The organism is Lactobacillus ultunensis DSM 16047, assembly GCF_001436305.1.
Taxonomy (GTDB): domain Bacteria; phylum Bacillota; class Bacilli; order Lactobacillales; family Lactobacillaceae; genus Lactobacillus; species Lactobacillus ultunensis.
Window position 1 is genome coordinate 23,710 of sequence record NZ_AZFO01000020.1, and the last position, 18,441, is coordinate 42,150.

Here is an 18,441-nt window from a genome sequence, read left to right on the forward strand (position 1 = left end):
CAGACCCTATTAATATAAAAAAGACCTGCATGAATACTCAATCTTCTCGATTGGGCTTCATTACAGGTCTTTTTTATTCTATATTCTTCTTTTGGTTACTATCAAAATTTACTATAATTTGGCAGCATTTTCTCCAGCAATTTTACCTGAAACAAATGTCCATGCCTGTGCTTGACCACCCCAAGGAGTGTAAGCTTGACCACCTTTATTTTCTACACCTTCTGAATCTTGACCAACAGCAAAGATGTTTTCTATTGGTGTACCATCAGCTTTTAAGACATTCATGTTCTTATCCACATCTAATCCACCACAAGTTGCATAAGCATAACCACCAGCTTCAAACAAGTAATATTCCTGATCTGGATCACCTAAAGCTTCAGTTAATTTAGTTTCATCCATGTTTAACTCTTTAGCTAATTTTACAGGTGTACCTTTCCAGGCATCCCCATGTTTAATGGCTTCATCAACAATCTTATCCATACTTTCGATTGGGATTCCTGCCTTAGGCATCTTTCCGCCTTGATCAAGTAAAATAATGACCACTTTAGAAGTAGTATCCGACAAACCTTCATTCTTCATCTTTTCTAAGTCTGCTTTAGTGTAAGCATTAAAGTATTTAAAACCTGGTGCATAAGCGATACCTACGGTTATCTTAGCATCAGCAGTTCCGCTTTTATCCTTTGAAGATAATACTGCCCCTGTTTCATCAAGCTTTTTAGCATCACTAGTAGTAGCTAGGGCTGACAAAATTGCTTTTTCGTTAGCCGTTAAAGAATTATCTCTAATAATATTTGGAACTTGAGATATATGAATCATAGGCAAAGTGTCTAGAGCGTAAGTAGCTCCACCTGCACTTTGACCCATCCGGATACCATCCCCTTGTGCAACAGTAGATCCGAATACTTGACAAGTATGACCATAGACTTCTTTCATCATTTGCTTGTTACCAATAAAGCCACCACTAGCTAAAATAATTGCTTTGCCGTAAACTTCATACTTACTTCCATCGTATGATTCAGCTTCTACACCCACTACTTTTCCTGCAGAGTTCTTAATAAATTTCTTGGCTCTCAACTCCACTTGATAATCATTTGCTGAATTCATTCCTTTAGCTTTATCTAATGCTTTTTGGAAAGTTGGTAAATGATCCGGTTCACTAACAGAATACCAATGGTTGTTGTCAGCAGAATAAATTGTCCATTCTTTTGTCCAATCTGGTCTAACAAATGACGGATAATATCCTGCTGGTTGACCAAAAGCAGCTCCATCAAATGAAAAGCCAAAATTCTCCATATAGTAGTCTAAAGCAGGACCATCTTCTTTAATTGCCTGCTTGATCACATCTGCCTTTTTATCAGTCTGAACATAATCCATCCAAGTTTGATAAAGATCCTGCTCATCAATATTATCTTTACCGTTGTTATACTTTTGAGATTGAATCTTCGAATTAACAACCATTGGACCAGAGGTCGACATCGAATTGCCACCAATACCGGCCGCAGCTTCCATTCCAAATACTTTAGCTCCATGATCAGCAGCAGAACAATAACTTAAAATGCCAGAGCCACCGAGACCGACTACAATAACATCATAGCCTTTCTTAACTACAGTTCTATTTTCCTTGGCAACCGGTACATGCCATTGGTCACTATCTCCACCTGCGTCTGTAATAGCTTTTTCGACAATTAACTTAATCGCACCAGATGAAACTGAAGCCCCCGTTACTGCATCAGTATCTAGAGATTGGGATGCAATCAACCGTGGAATAAGTTTAGCCTCAGCTCGTTTAAACCAAGGTGAACCTTGAGAATCTTTTTCAGATGTAATTTTAATATCTTTGATTCGATTATCCTTAACCGTAACTTTCCCTGTCATCGGGGCAATCAAACTATAAGATGGAACGGTTTCTTCATATACACCATCTTTTAGTTCACTTTTAATTACATTACCATTTTGACCACTTGCTTTATTCAAACAGTCAGTCAACGCACGTCTAACTGCATTGCTGGTCTCAGTAGCACCCGACACAGCATCTATAGAATCATTTTGTTTTTCCAATATTTGATTAGTTAGTTGCGAAACAACCGCATCATTTCTGGAACTGGATTCACCTTCGACATCAATTTTAACGTCTTTAATTTTTCCGTTAGTTAAAGTAATCGTTAAATCAACATCAGAACTATGTCCCTTAGCTGTACTAGTAAATTTACCATCTTGATAATTTTTCTTCATTGTTCAACGTCCTTCCTCTACAAGCACCTTTATTTTAAATTATAATTGTAAGCGCTGCCTATGCTTGTGCTAATATGAATGTACCATGTGAAGGTTAGACTTAACACAGGAGAAAATTAAATGAATCATACTGAACTAAATACTTTTTTATTAGTTGCCAATTGTGGTAGCTTTTCTAAAGCTGCTAAAAAACTATATATCTCTAAAAATGCGGTCATGCAACAAATTAATACCTTAGAAGATAGCTTGGACTTAACGCTTTTCATCAGAACTACTCATGGCGTCAAGTTAACTAATGCAGGACGGGCTTTGATTAATAAGGCTACACAATTAAACAATTTAACTAAAGAAATCTATTTATCATTAACTAAGTATAAAAATACTATCTTCGCGGGCAGTGGCTTCTTAAACTTACCAACTGTCATCAAGAGAAAATGGTCAGAATTCGCAATAAACCATGAACAGAGTAAACTTTCTTTTATTGAAATTAAAAATTACGAAAATATTCCTCAAGAAATCGATTTATTTGAAGGTATCTATTCTGAAAGACCTTTTTCAAGACAGGGCTTTGACTTTATTCAATATCAATCTGTGCCTTTAGTGGCTGCAATTTATCCAAATTCTTCCCTTAAGGCTTTGACTAGATTAAAACTTAATGATTTAGCCAATAAAACTATCTCAATCCCTAATAGCACCATTTTCAAATCAATGAAATCTACCAGACAAATTTTAAATAAGAATGTAACTAATTGTAGAATCAAAGAATACACAGCCCTTAATACTGCAGTAATCAATAATGCTCAAATCATGCACGAAATATTAATTATCCCACAATCATTGTGCTATTTACTAGATAATAATCTAATAAAACCTGTACAGTGGAATCTAACTTTGAACTATGGCTTTTATTATCGAAGGGATGCTAGTAACCTTAGCAAAGAGTTTTTAAAATACATGAAAAGGGAAAGAATTGTAAAATAATCAAAAGAAGAACAACTTCAATAACTTAAATAAAAAAGGCCTGCACGAATACTCAATCCTTCCGATTGGGCTTCATTACAGGTCTTTTATTACTTATTCAATTATTTAGCCCATTTATCTAAAATTAATTGACCGATTTCTCGCCAATGTGATTCAAGAACGAAATGACCACCATCAAGTAGATGAACTTCCGCATTTGGATCATCCTTCTTGAAGGCCTCCGCACCTGGATAGATAAAGCTAGGATCATTTTTACCCCAGGCGGCGATTAACTCTGGTTTGTATTGACGCAAATATTCTTGATACTTAGGATAATTAGCAACATTGCTTTGATAATCAAAAATTAAATCAGATTGATTTTCAGCATAATCAGGTTTGCCAGTGTAGTAAATATCCAAAGTATAGCCATCTGGTCCAACAGTACCTGGCTTTTCACCACCTAAATATTGACCTTTAATCGTTTCTGGCGCGAAAGCGGACTTATATTGTTCACGCAATTCTTTAGTTGGATGAGCCCAATATTTCTTGCGTCCTTCCCACTTTTTCCCTAAACCTTCTTGATAAACATTACCATTTTGACTCACAATCCCTAAAATCCTTTCTGGATAGCGAACTGCAAGATTAAAGCCAATAGGTGCACCATAATCAAAGACGTACATGTAGAACTTGTCAATACCTAATTGGGTTAAAAAGTCATCAACATAATTAGTCAGATTTTCAAAAGTATATTTAAAATCTGTGTGACTTGGAGAAGCTGATTGACCAAAACCAATATAGTCTGGAGCGATTACATGAAATTTATTTTCAAGCATTGGCATTAGATTTCTAAATAATGCACTTGAAGTTGGAAAGCCATGTAAGAGCAAAAATGTCGGCAATTCTTTTCTGCCACTTTCACGATAAAACATCTTTAATCCATGAACATCAATCGTATTAAATTTCATAACTTGTTACCCTCTTTCTTTTATCAAAATTATTAAAACATATCTAGTAAGTTAAGATAACAATATTTTTAAATAATTCTATGAAACAATTATATTTAAATCTCAATAAAAAAGACCTGCATGAATACTCAATCTTTCCGATTGGGCTTCATTACAGGTCTTTCTTAGTTAGTACTCTGAGTGCTGAATGCCAGATCAGAAGTCCTCTAATCAGTTTGTTTATTTATCAGTACTTGAAGCACTTTAACCATAAAAGTGTGTGCATTGAATAATTTATCAAATTTAACTAACCCATAGCTTATTCATTTGCTTATTCATATCTGGATCAACACCTACATACGTATTCATGAACATTTGCAATGAGTGTCCCATCTTTTCAGCCGCCCATGGATAGGACATACCAGGTGTATTAGCTAAGTTTGTACAGATAGTATGTCTAAATGAATACATGCTCAATTGCTTATCACCTGATTGAATATTTAATCTTTTGCAAATGACCTTAAGCATGGCATTAAGACTCTTTTGCTTGATAGGTTGGCTATTCGCTACAGCCTTATAATCATGTAAATTCATAAATACTAGATCTAATGGATTATCTAATGCATGATCTTTCAAAAAAGCCTTTTGCTTATCTTGATAGCGTTTAAGCAATGCTATTACCTCTTTAGGTAAAGGTAATAATGATCTTGAATATCCTTTAGGACGTGCCTTTAAAGCACCTGTAAATGATTTAGTGTAATCTGACCAGCTATTATTAATGCGAAAAGTCCAAACTGAATCTTCAAACGTTATGTTACTAAACTTCAATGCTTGGAGCTCACACACTCTCATACCAGTATAACTTTCAATAAGAATTGCTAGCTTACTACCCCAATTCATTACAGAGCTGTGATCCAGATCCTTAATGATTAAATCTCTAATCTGCTTTAATTCATCAGAAGAAAGGATATACCATTCTTTCGGAACTGAAAAATCACTTTGCTTAAAGAATAGCTTTAAAGCACCTTCTGGAATTGGATTTTCTTTTATCGTTTTTCCTTCAAGTGTTTTGAAGAAGTTTCTCATGTGAATAAGTCTTTTAGCTATTATTGAAGATTTACTAACGGTAAGCTTATGCTCATTTACATAATCATGAGCATAACTTGAAACTAACGAAGTAGTAATTTTATTAATCTTAGCTTGCCTGAAATATGCTTTAAAGTCATTGGCCGATTCTTGCCAAGCTTTTAATGTTACAGGGCTAATTGTTTTAGCCCTTCTATTAACATACTTTTGAAAAGCATCAGCAAATACAGCATTTCCATCACTAAGATTAAAGCCATCTTCATACTCAGCCCATAACTTTCGCTCTAGTTTAACCGCCTCTTTTTTGGAATCTGCATATTTAACGGGAAAGCTAATCCGTTTACCAGTAACTTTATCAACTGGTTGGATTCTAACCTTCCACTTACCTACATGCTTACCATTTTTAACTTTTGTAATCATATTTAATCCTTCCTAATAAGAAAGGATAGAATGCATGTACATTTACATTCTATCCTTTAAGCTTTATTTAGTCCATGTGGTTGCTTGGTGGTAACTTGCTTTACTTAGCCAATCTTCTACTTCATTTAGAATGAAGTATGCTCTGCTATTAGGTAACTGATGATATGGCATACCAGACTTTTTAAACTTATAGAAAGTAGTTGTACTAATTCCTAAAGTTTGGCAAAGCTGCTTAGCATTTAAAATTGTTTGCTTCATAGTACCTCATCTTCTAAAATTTATAATGAAATATATTTTCAAAGCTTAAGCATTATCTTGGTCGGTATGCTTAGGTCTTTTTATTTTTAGCCGCCTTTTAATGAACTTAGGAGTTACATGAATTGGTTGAATCCGGCGTAGAAGTTGATCAACCGTATCAACTTGCCGATCATCAATTTTAGTAGTTCTATAAAAGTCTTTCGGCGAGTACGGCGTTGTGATAATAATTTCCTCCACACTTAATTTTTTATCACGGTAACGGCTTGGTGCTGCCTTGTCGTGCTGATAAGGATCCAAGATTCTTAGCAAATCTGAATAATTAAAATCATTCGGTCGTAAATCATTTAAAATAATGAAATGTTCGCCATTATATGTTTGAAAATAATCTCGACTACTTCCAAGAATTACATATTTTTTCTTACGCAAGAGGTATTCTGCATACCGGGTCTTACCTACCCCCGCTTCACCATAAAGCCACAAAGTATGCATAGGCTTACCTTCAAACTTCTTTAGCCATTCTTTATGCTCTTTATCGGCCTTCAACTCATCAATCTGATCAATTAATTTTTTTCGCCGCGCAAGTTGAGAAATTCCAATTTGGTCTTCTAGCTCTTGATACTGAATCTTTCCTTCTGCATACTGATTGATCAGTGATGAAATATATTTAGGACTTTTAGAAATTTTAGTTCTAATATTTTTCATTCTCGCTGGAAAATCAAAAGAAGCTACCACTTCTGTATCTTTATAGACATGCTTTCCTTGTTCTCTTGCCTCTTCAGTTTCATGAAGAAGGTAGGAATAAGCATTAGCAATTCTACCTTTCCAGACATCTACATACTGCGCCTGATCATTGAATAAATTCGCTATGGTACTTAGCTTCTGTGGGTTTTCGTACTTGAGTACTGCATGGATGTGCGGCCGAATGATTTTACCTTCTTGGTCTTTTTTAGGATCTTTATCGTGCTTAATATAAGCCCATTCCATCGCTCCTGACTGATTTAAGATCTGTTTAAAATCAGATTCTTTTACTGATAAATGATTTAGATCCTGCACATACATAAATTGCCTTGCTCTAATTTCCTTTTTCATAGCCACCTCCAAAATTTCCATTATCTAAACAAAAATCGAGTAACTCTTGCATATCCTCAAAAGAAAAATCAATTTGTTGTTTAACATGAGGTAACGACTGAAAAGCTTCATAATAGTAAACTGGCAAGCCTAACTGTTGAGCCACATAGAAAGCATCCTGCTCAGCTACAATTTCTAGCTTATCTTCGATCTTTCTTACAACTACTAATGGTAACTTAGCATTTCTAGTTACTTGCTTATATAATAGAAAATTAATTCTAGTAGAATTATAATAAGCTGCATTAACAATAAATTTACTGTAATCAGTTGTCTTGTAAATTCTTGATACTTCTTGTTTTTGCATTTTGTTTTATCCTTCTTTCGTTAAAATCAAATTTCTTTAATCGGTTATATAAAAAAGGACTTCCTCTAACCAAATTTTTTATAGTATTCACTCTTCCTTTAACAGTCTCCTTGGATAAAGAGCATTGTATTTTCTAAATCTTCAAGAGGCGGTGCAATTGGCTTGGCCTTCTCACGTAGTTTTCCACTTCCTTGGAAAGTCTCATAATAGTAAATTGGCAAGTTAAACCTTTTTGCAATAAAGAAGCTTTCTTGATCGTTTAAAACCTCTAGCAAACCACCATCCAGTTTTTTCACTTCGAGAATTGGTAAAGGTTGTTGCTTCTTAAAGTAGAGCATTGTTAAATAATTTAATCTTGTCAAAGTAGTGTATTCCATAAATCCTAAGAATTTATCGTAATCTCTACTTACCTTAATTTGTGCTACAATATTTTGATTTTGTTTCTTCATTTTTTATTCGCCCCTAGTCAAAATGTCCATTATTCAAACAAAAGTTTAATAATTCCTCCATATCATTAAAGGAAAAGTCAATTTTTTGTTTAGCTCGTGGAACCGAATGATATGCCTCATAATAGTAAACAGGCAGACCCATTTGCTTTGCTGCATAAAAACTGTCTTGTTCTGAAACAATTTCCAGCTTTGAATCTACTTTTCTTACAATGACAAGCGGTAGCTTCTCATGTTTAATCAGTGTTTTATACATTAAAAAGTTAATTCGTGTATCATTGTAAAGCTCAGCACTTACAACAAACTTGCTATAATCAGTGGTTTTGTAAATTCTTGAAACTTCTTTAGTTTTCATAAAATGGTTAACCCCTTTTCTTTACGTCTTTCAATAAATCTGCGTAAACGATTTAATTGATCATCTGAAATACTTAATTTTTTTGTGTCTTTGCTTTGATACTTACCAGCATTAAATGTTTCATAGTAATACACTGGACGTTTTAATGCCTTAGCAGCATAAAAACTATCTTGATCATTAATAATTATTAACTTCTGATAACCTTGCTTTATTTCTAAAACCGGTAACGGAATATCATCCTGCAAGTAGCGAAGCATTAAGTAGTCTGCCCGTAGATCATTACGAAAGTAAGTATCTGGCTCAAACTTGTCATACTCGTATGACTTTCTAACCACCGTTACTTCATCATCTGAAGCCATCAATGGAGGGATCGAAGCAAAGGGATTTAATCTCTTCATAATCGTTTTTCCTTTCTTGAATAGTATGCAGTACAGTTGCACAGTTAGTGACAACTAGTAAATAACAAGCCCTACTAGTTGTCCTATAAGGGCTTGTATAACTTGCACACAATAATATTTTTATTTTTTGCGGCGCTTCTCGCCTCGCCCTTACGGGCGGCGGACGCGCCGCAATTAATTTATCTTTAGTCATTTTTTATTCCTTTTCTTTTTCATTATTCTTCTTAAATAAGCGGCAATAAGTAGGATAGTTGGGCTCTGGATCTTTACCATCCATAATATCGTCCACACGATATAGCTTATCTAAAGTGTTTTGATACCATTTTTTAGCTTCATCAAACGTTAATGGACGGAGGTCAGCTCCTGCTTCCATCCCACTATCATAGGCAGGACATCCGTATGGACTTGAACCATTGCCTTCTCCATATAAGAAGAACTTGCCATTGGGTGCTTGATACAGCCATTCTTTGTAGTATTTAAAATTGCTTGGGAAAAATGGGCTTTCATACTCAGCAATAATTTTTGAATTTTCAGTGTCGTATAAGTAATCTTCGTAAAGTCTTTGCATAATTAAAAAATCCTTTCTTTGATTCAATGTCCTTAATGGACTTCTTTTTCTTTACACGCTATATACTAGTTAATAAAATCTAGAAATTGGACAGACAAAACGGGAAACTTAGTAATTTTAAGTTTCCCGTTTTAACAGCTTTTCAAGAGCTTTTAAGTTTAGGATCTGGAAAATAATGTCTTATTTCTAGAAAAAAAGTGATGGGCATAATCTTATGCTCATCACTTACGAGTTCCTTCAATAATGTAATAATTTGGGTCGCTTGTTTTATCGCTGGATAAAGTGTACCTTCTAAAATTTAGCCGCGAAATTTTATCAATGATGTTAGGCCAATTTTTTTCAAGTTGTACCATACCATCTGGGTACTCTGGAATACGAATTTTGACTTCAAGTCTTTTTGGAGAAAGTTTAACTTTGGTCATTCTCATATAAGAGTTATAGTCACATGCCACATAATAAGCTTGACTGGTTCTGGATAATCCTTTGGTAGGCAATTGCAAAAAGTGAATTAATTCTCTACGTTGAATTAATGCTAATGTAAAGTACTTAATCTTTACCCAATTCATAGTAATTTCTCCTTACTATAATAAGTCGGACACAGCAATGGTAATACCTGATAAGGGTGCTGATCATCTATAATCTGAATTAGTCCCGTTCCTTTACCCGTAGGGATTACGATTCCTTCTGGATCCAAATCTGGAAATAAAAATTGCGTTGTTTTCCTATTAATATTGCCTAATTGTATACGTACATTAGCTTGGTCACGAATGGAGGTAGGAACAGAAAGATGGTCAAACCGTTGGCCTACCAGTATTAGATGCACATGCGTAGCACGTCCGAGTAAAGCTATTTGCGATAGCAGCGCAAAGAACGAATCTTTAATATTTTTATTGATGCCTTCTGATAGTGCTAAGATTTCATCAATTACTACCGTCATATGCCTTAATGGTAAAGTTGGGTTATCTATCAATTCTCTTTGACGCTTATGAATTAAATTTAAGCACTCAGTTAACGTGCTATTAATTTGAGCGACAAAATCTGATTTCGAGCGATTATTTTCTGGATAGATTACTTTTATATCATTAATTTTTGCCCATCGAGTCGGTTCATCCATCTTTGGATCAACCACTATCAAGGTACTTATTGTTTTTAAACATTCTAACCAGTAAGTTAAATGGTAGGATTTCCCTGAACCTGAATTTCCTGCAATCGCTACAGATGTTACTTTATTATAGTTAATACTTAGATCTTTCATAATCGGAATTTGGTTAGTATTTGAAGTAACAAAACTCTTAAGATCAGGAATAACTAATCTTTTAGCAACGCCTATTTTCCAAGGAAAGTATAAAGCTCGTTGAACGTGAATATCATCTGTATTTAATGGAATAAAATAAGCATTATTTTGCTTAAGTAAAGTAAATCTTGGATATAATGCTGCATTCAAAATTTTAAAAATTCTTTGATACAAATTGTTGTCGATAAGATATCCCGCGGGCATCCGCGGGATAAACTTAACGCCACCTTTATCTAAATCAATAGAAAAGCTATTAGTATAACTAGTTTCACCCTGCATATCAGACCCTAAGGCCATATCAACGCTTTGGGTAATGTAGTTAATGAGTTGATCTTTTTTCATCACAGCTATTTAACCTCTTTTACATCATCAGCCTTAAAGTAAACATCATAACGTGTTTCATACGCAGTAATGTTGTCAAAGCTAACTACTGACATATACTTTGGGAGCTCCACCTTTTTAGCAAACTTTACTTGGAAATATTCTGCTCCTTCCTGTGTAAAGCCTGCCTTATAGGCATCAATTTTCTTAGTAGGCTTGCCATCTACCCACTCATACTGAGGAATTAACTCAGTACTTAAAGAGTAGATAGGTCGGTTCCTATCTAAGTTCTCCCAAACTGCTGCTGAACTATAACCACTAGGGTTTAATTTTCTTTTCATGGCTTTTAGCCTCCTTTATCTTGTTTACATAGTTAGAATACGAAGATTTTCCTAGAAAAAGAATCCCTCTTTTCTAGAAATTGAAATCCTATTTTCACGGTATTTTAGGGAACTACCAAGAAGAAAAGATAGTTTTTACAGAAAAAGAGCGCTAAGTTTTTTATTTACTTAGTGCTCTTACTCGCAATACCAATTTAAAGGATCATGCAATTTTTTATCATATTTAGAATAGCCATAGCTAACTATTAGTCTTTGACCATTCCAATTTATAGTATGGAGTTCACGTAGGACGTAGTCCTTTACATATTCAACCTCATAGAAATTACTAATAGAGTGTTGCAAACTATTTTTAAAAATAATATTCCGTTTCACCTCCTTCAAATCATGATTGAATTCTTGCTTAAAGTTTATATTCAATTGCTTATATTTGGTAAAAAGGTCAGTGTCAATTTGATTAATTGGATCTATTGAGTCGTCAGTTACGGAATTTTGAATACTTTCAGTAACTTCTTTCTCAACTTTTGCCATATCCTTATCTTTGATATATTGTGAATTGTTTTCAATCTTGGACAAAGCAGCATCCTTTTCTTGTTTTGTTCGCCCTAATTTCTGAAAACTATGATCAATTAATTTTTTATCTTCAGCTTGGAGTATCGACACATCAAAGGCTTGAGATTTTTTTGAAAAATAATCTCTTAGAATGACACCAATTAAATAATTAACTTGATTCTTTGCAATCTTATACTTTTTCTTACCTTGATTTTCTTTGTAATAATCAATACCATTACTTTCTTTTTTTATAGTTGCAATAATTGTTTTTTGCATAGTGTTAATTAAATAGTCGTCTTCAACTTGATTACCAGTAAATAATTTATACTTTTTATTGGCATCTTCAATTACTCGACGAATTGAAACGTATTGCATTTGAATTTCTTTTGCACTTGAATTCATTTAGAAATCCTCCATTTAAGCACAAAAAAAGGACCGCTAAGCCTTTTGCTTAACGATCCTTTATAATATTGAAAAGTATGGGAAAAGGAGACAGTCAAAACTTTGCCTCCTTTTCCCTATAAAATTTAAGTTTTTTGGGTACCCTGACTACCCTGCTATTCTCGTCTTGGACTCGATCATTATAATCATAAAATCACCTCTTGTCAATAATTTTTTAAGTTTTTATTTTAATTAAATTACAAAGATTATAGGGATATAATCAGAAAACGCCTTGATGCCTTTTCTATAAAGTAAAACAATAGAGACGGAGCACATAAGAAGTCTTGCAGCGGCCATAAAATCTTGCACTAGAGATATCCAATAGAAAAAATAAACGACAGCTTGCCTCCGCATTCTGAACATGCCGCGCTTGCCGCTAAACGCACCCAAGAAGCCGATCCAAGTCGCGCCTATAAAATTACAGATGCTTTTTGTCAATTCCTAGCGATGCGCGACAGTTGGGAAGATTTAGCTAATGGGTACTTTGATCAAGCCGTAGCAAATGCCCAAGAGGCTTCAGAAAAGACGCACCGTGACGACGACAGCGAATATTAAAACGCAAAAAAAGAGCAACCGAAAAAGTTGCTCTTTTTATATGTATTAGAGGATCCACCCCTATTGCGCATAATAAGCATGAAATTTCTTATAATTTACAAGATTAAGTATAACGCGATTTTAGTTGTATTAGAAAAGAATCACAAAGAAAAAAAGGGCAACTTAAAAATAAGTTGCTCTTTTTAATATATGGGCATTAAGCTTTTTGCAGCACCAATACCCGATCAACATTAACACATAATTTGTAGGTAGCCGTCCTACTTTGCGCATTTCTTAGTAACAATGATTATGTTGTACAAATATTATAACATAAAAATAATCAAATCAATCAAACTAGGAAACTATAAACATTTACAGATCTACTCTTGCATTCAAGAATGGTAAATATTACTCTTATATTTATAGTATATTTTAAAAGTGAGGTTATTAATTTGAGTTGGTTAGTACTTACAGGAATATATTATATTATCATTATAGCACTATTAATCTCTTTGAAATTTATGACAAAACATTTAAAGCAATTATATACACGTTATAAAAGAGCCACTATTGAAGCAATCCTTGATGCTGTATGTGATTTAGGTGAGATTATGGTAATACCTGCTATGATGACAGACCATAAAAGCTTAATTGCGTTATTAGTTATGATTGTTCTTTTAGTCTGTTTATATTTACTGCGTAATTATATCAAAGTTGATTTAGATCTAATTGAACATGATAAAACAATTCCTCACGCTCCTGAAACAATTAGTACATTAAGTGATATTATTAGTCGAATAACAAATTTTTTCAAAAGAACAAACACCAAGTAAGGCAGAGAGTGATAAAAGTAGTACCACCCATAAGAGCAGCACCAGCATCACCCACGTCAGTATGCATATTGGCAAAATAAATAGCCAATCCAACTTGAAATGCAGCATATAAATGCAAGCCTATTAAGGCAATCCAATATTCCTTTGTATCCCTTGTCCATTGTTTTGGCTCTTTTGGTGACTTGGACTCTTGTTTCTTTTGTTTTTCTAACATTTTTAATTTTTCCTTTCTAAATAAAAAAAACAACGCGTAGAATTGATCTACACGCTTAAATTAACAAAAATTTTTACAGCATGAGCATCTATAAGTGATGCGTGGAGGAGTCTGCGTAAGCAAACGACGAAATGCATCTGATGTATGGTACTGCATAGTCAAATAAATCTATAATTTATTAATGTTACTATACTTAATTACATCTTTAATTAGTTTAGCGACGTATTTGCTAAGTAACAGAGCAAAGATAAATGTTAAGCTACACATAGCAATAAATGCGCAAATTAAAATTACTGTTGTTTGATTAATTGCTGTAATATGTCTAGTTAACATGTAGTTAATAAAGTTATTAGTTGCTAACGGTGCTAATAGCAAAGCACTAAAGCTTGCAAACGTCCAAAATAAGTCGTTTTTAATGGCAGTTAATAAAATCTTTTGCTTTTCTAGCATTTTAGTTACCTCGTTTTAATTTATAGAAATTTCAGGACTTAATTTAAACTTATTTGAAGTTAATTTTGTAATTAATAAGTAAGTGAATGTGTTGCAATACCGCCAATAAATGCTAATGTTGTGATTATTAACATAAAACAAAATGTAGCTAAAATATATCCTGTGTTTTCTTTAATGTGATTTACTAAATGACCAATCAGCATACCGAAATATAAAGCGGTAATTCCCAGAAATAATAATGTAACAAAGCCATAATAAGTTAACATTGTATAAGTTTCCTTTCTAAACTAAAATAAACACAAAAAACATGGGAGTAACAAATGTTTCTAATAATTGATAAAAATACAGCAGCATCTATTTTAGTGTTTGTAATTTTAATGTTATTACTAATTATGACAGTCTACTGTATGATTATGTCATACAAATTATTATTCTTTAATGATCAAAAATATCGTGTAGTAATGAAAGACAGCTTAAGCCTATTAATTATTCCTACTTTGGTAAATCTATTTAGCAATGATTTATCACAAGAACAATTAATAGGCAATTATATATTAATTTTTATTTTGTTTTGTTACTACCTTTTTATTGAACTATTCGAATTGAAAACAGATATGGCCTTTGGTAAAAAATATTTTATAATCTCAATAATTTTTGTGTTTATCTTAATATTAATAACTGCAGCTCTTATGTTAATGATTTTACTTAAATTACACGTGTTAGATATACTGCGTCAAATATAAGTGCAATTACTAAAGATACTACAAATAAGCCAAAAAACACACCAATCGCATAATGAATTTTACTGGTGTTTGGCTCGGGTGAATCAATAAATAAGAGAATAAGTGCAATTAACATGATAATTGATGCAACAGCTAATGTGGTGTTCCTACATGCTAAAATTTGATTAGCCGTTAATGTGTTAAACCAATTAAACATATATTTAAATACCTCACTTTTTATAAAAAAACAACGCGTAGAATTTGATCTACGCGTTTTAATTTACAGAAAATTTCAGGGTATAAAAAAATAAGATTGTAATTTGCAATCTTATAACATAAATTTCAAGGCTAATGCAACACTAAGAAAGAACCGCAAAGAAAGCGCACAAATAATAAATATTTGTACGTCTAAATTTTGGTAAAGTGTTGCATAGAAATGCCTTTCTAAAAAGCCCCTATAAAGGGGGAACAAATTATGTACTCGAATACGTTGTCCGTAATCCAGAGTAATCCCCATATACAGGGGAACAATTATTTTAACATGCAATTTAGTAGTTTCTTGCATAGAGTAATCCCCATATATAGGGGAACAATTATTAGAAATATAAAATTAATTAATATAGTTCATAAATATGTCCAACAAAGCGGCCATGCTTGTCAAATCTAGCACTGTTGACATGGTATGTATGTGCTGCACGGTGCATTTTACGTAAATCGCTTTGTTTAATGTAACGCAAAGTCCCATGTTGATCAGCAGTAGCTAAGTACCATTCACCTTGGATTTTTACGCGGTTACCGGTTCCACGCTTATCAAGTACCATGAAGTACTTACCATGACCAAACTTTAAATTCTTACCAACTGAATCAAGGTAAACCGGATCACCATTTTCATTTCTGGCTTCACCACGGTTATAAGTTTGTACTGTTTGTCCCTTATTAATTTGGTAACTTACAGGCGCATAAAAGTCTTTAGCTCTCATTAAAAAATGACCTGGATAATTATTAGCAATGAAATAATGTACGCCATTAATAGTCTTAATACCCACAATATCATCGCCACCAAAAGTAGTACTATAATCAGGCTTTTCGCCATGCATATTATAAGTAGGACTATCAGCAGCCCAATTAATCATTTCTAACTGCTTATTAAAATAATGTGTACCCGGCTTATTAGCTAACTTAATATAATGGCTAATTGCACCAGGTGTTTGTACATTAACAATACGTCGGGCAGCTTGAACAGTTTGAGCCGTTTGATTATTAACTAAATAAGTACCACCAAGTAATACAAAACTCATTGCGGCAGCACTAACTAACTTCTTAACAAGATTATGTTTTTCTAAAATATTCATAATTCATAAATACCTCGTATTTCTATTTTATATTTTTAAATTTACAAAAGTAGTAGGGATTTAAAAGCATCCCTTTATATATTAACACTTGCTTTAAAAAGTTGAATAGAATTTCAGGGTAATTAAAGATGCCATGCATTGCTTGGCTAAGACAATTTTTTGAAATCACAAGTTCCCCTATCATAGTAAAATATATTTTGTAAACAAAATTATTGTTTAAATAAAATAGGAAGGATATGAGATTATGCAAGAAACTAAATTGCATGTTAAAAAGCGGCGCAAGCGCTATTTAACGTTACTTACCGTAATGCTCATGATGGCAGGCTGTGGAGCTGGCCTAGCCGGTTCAAGTAACATGGCTTTAGCTAAAGGTAAAAGTCATGAAAGCGTAGCCGCTAAGAACTCTAAAGGCTATACTAAGGGCGAACATAATGCAACAGCCTCTTGGCAAAATGTCAAAGATGTCTATAATATTGACAGCTTTAAAGGTTGGGTTAAGCCTGGTATGGACTTTGATGGCTATCTTCAGTTTCCAAATTTGAGTAAACATCCGCCAAAAGGTTTTAAATATAGTGTATTTGGTGGTTCAAAATCTAATTGGATGGTTGATACAGCTGATGGCAATATGCCACTTTATAAATTCTCTGATAGTGACAAAGGCCACGTCGGGATTATGTATAAGAATGCAGCTTATTATTACGATGCCAAAACAATGAAACGTAAACCGGTTTCAATTAGGCTCACTGTTACTAATTGGAAGCGTGATAATCGAAGTGCTAATTGCTATTTAAGATTTCACCAACATAATATTGCACTTAGTGTTTTAGGCAATAAAATAACTACAGTTCATATTGATGTGATTGGTGCTAAAGGTAAGAAAATTCCATTGTCCTTCTGGGACGTCGATTATGGCCAACACATTCAAATTAAGCACTGGATTAAGGCTTATCATACCACACCAACTAAAATTGTTTACGAACGTAATGGCTGGTTTGGTGGTGCTGATGGTCCTGTACTTACACCAGCAATTGAAGGTACCGTTTTGTCAAATGACCCTGAGGGTGCCTTTGGTTCAACAATCAACACAAACAATCTTGATGTTTCTTTTGGTACTAACGCCTTTGTATCTGATGTTAAAGACTATGATAGATCGAATCGTCCACATGCTGTTAAACCGAGTGCAACTATTGGAACGAACAAAGCTATTAAGAAAAAAGTTAAGCTAGGATCATTCGGTAACTACTTTACCATTGGTTCTAATAAAAATGCACAGCCATGGCACATTCCAAAGCGACTTGTTGGTAAATATGCCGGCTTGAAAGAAAAAGGAACTAAAGTTGGCAAAGATTGGGTTAAGAACCTAAAAGTTCCTAAACCTCAAGGCAGTTTTTACTACAACATCCGAAACGTTGTTTACTGGCAAACAGCCGAAGATCTGGCCAACTATGGCTGGGCTGACAACGATTTCGACCCGGGCCTAGATATTAACCGCGTTAGAGTTTATAAACAAAGCTCTGATGGTGGTAAAATGGTTGATAAAACCAGCTTCTTTAAGATTTCCCAAGGCAAGCATAGCGTTAAAGTTTTAGCAAAGCCGGGTGCTCTTAAGAAAGGCGCATTCTACAACGGTATTTACAACGTAGTAATTAAAGTTACACCTAATAGTAAATTTAATTATAACCGCAAAAAAGGCGAAAAATTTGTCGGTATTGTCCACAATAAAGCCCAATATGTTGTAGATTACAAGCATAAGAAGCGGAATAAGAAGATCACTTGGACCGGTAAGACTAACCAAGTTACCGTAACTGTTACCGGTGGTAAAAAGCCAAAGCCGGAACATATACCGGATAGTCCAGGTAGAGGTGCTAAATGGGTTTACAAGCGTAAAGAAGGTACAACTGGTAAAAACAGTTGGGATATGTCCAACTACGACAATGGTACAGTTGTTGCCGGTCAAGAATTACACTACCGTTTAGCCTTTAGAATTAAAGCTCTGCAAGATACTGCTAATGAAAAGAAGAAGTATTCTGCAGCAACAATTACCGATCATTTACCAAGCTACTTAGACGGTAGCACTGTTAAGAATGCTAAAGTAAGTTTTGGCAGTCCTAATGGCGGTGTAAGTGCAAGTGGTGGTCAAACCATTACCGCTGATGCTTCTCCATTCTTACAACAAATGAAGGGCGGTGGTGTACTGTACTTGAACTTTAAAATTTAATTCATTATTTTTCCTGCCTATGCTTCTAATGTATAAGCTTTTTTATTTTGCACAAAACATTCTAAGCTAAATA

The 18,441-nt window shown here is 33.9% G+C and carries 21 protein-coding genes; 3 read left to right on the forward strand and 18 right to left on the reverse strand.

Annotated features, from left to right (window positions below; all coding sequences use genetic code 11):
- Positions 1–111: 111 nt before the first annotated feature.
- Positions 112–2,232, reverse strand: coding sequence for an FAD-binding protein (locus tag FC57_RS06755; RefSeq protein WP_007125047.1), 2,121 nt, complete (start codon positions 2,230–2,232; stop codon positions 112–114).
- A gap of 120 nt (positions 2,233–2,352) precedes the next feature.
- On the opposite strand from FC57_RS06755, the gene FC57_RS06760 reads away from it, so the two are divergent.
- Entirely contained in the window at positions 2,353–3,213 is an 861-nt protein-coding gene (locus FC57_RS06760; RefSeq protein ID WP_007125046.1) for a LysR family transcriptional regulator, read from the forward strand.
- Between the two features lie 101 nt (positions 3,214–3,314).
- Here FC57_RS06760 and FC57_RS06765 read toward each other — a convergent pair whose 3' ends face one another.
- From FC57_RS06765 to FC57_RS06825, 13 genes are all read right to left on the reverse strand, one after another.
- Positions 3,315–4,157, reverse strand: a complete 843-nt coding sequence (locus FC57_RS06765) for an alpha/beta fold hydrolase (RefSeq protein WP_007125045.1) — start codon at positions 4,155–4,157, stop codon at positions 3,315–3,317.
- Between the two features lie 282 nt (positions 4,158–4,439).
- Entirely contained in the window at positions 4,440–5,642 is a 1,203-nt protein-coding gene (locus tag FC57_RS06770) for a tyrosine-type recombinase/integrase (protein ID WP_007125044.1), read from the reverse strand.
- A gap of 63 nt (positions 5,643–5,705) precedes the next feature.
- A complete protein-coding gene (locus tag FC57_RS06775) occupies positions 5,706–5,900 on the reverse strand; it encodes a helix-turn-helix transcriptional regulator (RefSeq protein ID WP_007125043.1) in 195 nt (64 codons plus the stop codon).
- Between the two features lie 45 nt (positions 5,901–5,945).
- The gene (locus tag FC57_RS06780; protein WP_007125042.1) at positions 5,946–6,989 is read right to left on the reverse strand and encodes a Rep family protein; all 1,044 of its coding nucleotides are present in this window, start codon (positions 6,987–6,989) and stop codon (positions 5,946–5,948) included.
- The gene (locus FC57_RS06785; RefSeq protein ID WP_007125041.1) at positions 6,973–7,332 is read right to left on the reverse strand and encodes a hypothetical protein; all 360 of its coding nucleotides are present in this window, start codon (positions 7,330–7,332) and stop codon (positions 6,973–6,975) included. Before FC57_RS06785 ends, FC57_RS06780 begins: the two co-directional genes overlap by 17 nt.
- Before the next feature lie 98 nt (positions 7,333–7,430).
- Complete coding sequence (locus FC57_RS06790) at positions 7,431–7,781, reverse strand: hypothetical protein (protein WP_007125040.1); 351 nt, start codon at positions 7,779–7,781, stop codon at positions 7,431–7,433.
- 13 nt (positions 7,782–7,794) lie between these two features.
- A complete protein-coding gene (locus FC57_RS06795) occupies positions 7,795–8,133 on the reverse strand; it encodes a hypothetical protein (RefSeq protein ID WP_007125039.1) in 339 nt (112 codons plus the stop codon).
- A complete protein-coding gene (locus FC57_RS06800) occupies positions 8,130–8,531 on the reverse strand; it encodes a hypothetical protein (protein ID WP_007125038.1) in 402 nt (133 codons plus the stop codon). Before FC57_RS06800 ends, FC57_RS06795 begins: the two co-directional genes overlap by 4 nt.
- Positions 8,532–8,727: 196 nt before the next feature.
- Positions 8,728–9,099: a hypothetical protein gene (locus FC57_RS06805; protein WP_007125037.1), complete on the reverse strand. Its 372-nt coding sequence runs from the start codon at positions 9,097–9,099 to the stop codon at positions 8,728–8,730.
- A 221-nt stretch (positions 9,100–9,320) separates the two neighbouring features.
- The gene (locus FC57_RS06810) at positions 9,321–9,665 is read right to left on the reverse strand and encodes a hypothetical protein (protein ID WP_007125036.1); all 345 of its coding nucleotides are present in this window, start codon (positions 9,663–9,665) and stop codon (positions 9,321–9,323) included.
- Positions 9,662–10,735, reverse strand: coding sequence for an ATP-binding protein (locus tag FC57_RS06815; protein ID WP_007125035.1), 1,074 nt, complete (start codon positions 10,733–10,735; stop codon positions 9,662–9,664). The genes FC57_RS06810 and FC57_RS06815 overlap by 4 nt, the downstream gene beginning before the upstream one ends.
- Positions 10,736–10,740: 5 nt before the next feature.
- Positions 10,741–11,055, reverse strand: coding sequence for a hypothetical protein (locus FC57_RS06820; protein ID WP_007125034.1), 315 nt, complete (start codon positions 11,053–11,055; stop codon positions 10,741–10,743).
- A gap of 177 nt (positions 11,056–11,232) precedes the next feature.
- Positions 11,233–12,006, reverse strand: coding sequence for a hypothetical protein (locus tag FC57_RS06825; protein ID WP_007125033.1), 774 nt, complete (start codon positions 12,004–12,006; stop codon positions 11,233–11,235).
- Positions 12,007–13,031: 1,025 nt separating this feature from the next.
- Between FC57_RS06825 and FC57_RS06835 the strand changes: the two genes are divergently transcribed.
- Entirely contained in the window at positions 13,032–13,412 is a 381-nt protein-coding gene (locus tag FC57_RS06835) for a hypothetical protein (RefSeq protein ID WP_040529289.1), read from the forward strand.
- Here FC57_RS06835 and FC57_RS06840 read toward each other — a convergent pair.
- The 4 genes from FC57_RS06840 to FC57_RS06865 all read right to left on the reverse strand — a co-directional run bounded on the left by FC57_RS06840 (position 13,390) and on the right by FC57_RS06865 (position 16,150).
- Positions 13,390–13,626: a hypothetical protein gene (locus FC57_RS06840; RefSeq protein WP_007125030.1), complete on the reverse strand. Its 237-nt coding sequence runs from the start codon at positions 13,624–13,626 to the stop codon at positions 13,390–13,392. The genes FC57_RS06835 and FC57_RS06840 overlap by 23 nt on opposite strands.
- A 168-nt stretch (positions 13,627–13,794) precedes the next feature.
- Positions 13,795–14,076, reverse strand: coding sequence for a hypothetical protein (locus FC57_RS06845; RefSeq protein WP_007125029.1), 282 nt, complete (start codon positions 14,074–14,076; stop codon positions 13,795–13,797).
- Between the two features lie 71 nt (positions 14,077–14,147).
- Positions 14,148–14,342 (reverse strand): hypothetical protein, encoded by a 195-nt coding sequence (locus FC57_RS06850; protein WP_007125028.1) that lies wholly within the window; start codon positions 14,340–14,342, stop codon positions 14,148–14,150.
- A gap of 1,070 nt (positions 14,343–15,412) precedes the next feature.
- Complete coding sequence (locus tag FC57_RS06865) at positions 15,413–16,150, reverse strand: hypothetical protein (protein ID WP_007125024.1); 738 nt, start codon at positions 16,148–16,150, stop codon at positions 15,413–15,415.
- A 244-nt stretch (positions 16,151–16,394) separates the two neighbouring features.
- Between FC57_RS06865 and FC57_RS06870 the strand changes: the two genes are divergently transcribed.
- Positions 16,395–18,368 carry a hypothetical protein gene (locus tag FC57_RS06870; protein WP_007125023.1) on the forward strand — a complete coding sequence of 658 codons (1,974 nt, stop codon included), beginning with the start codon at positions 16,395–16,397 and terminating at the stop codon, positions 18,366–18,368.
- The last annotated feature ends 73 nt before the right edge of the window (positions 18,369–18,441 follow it).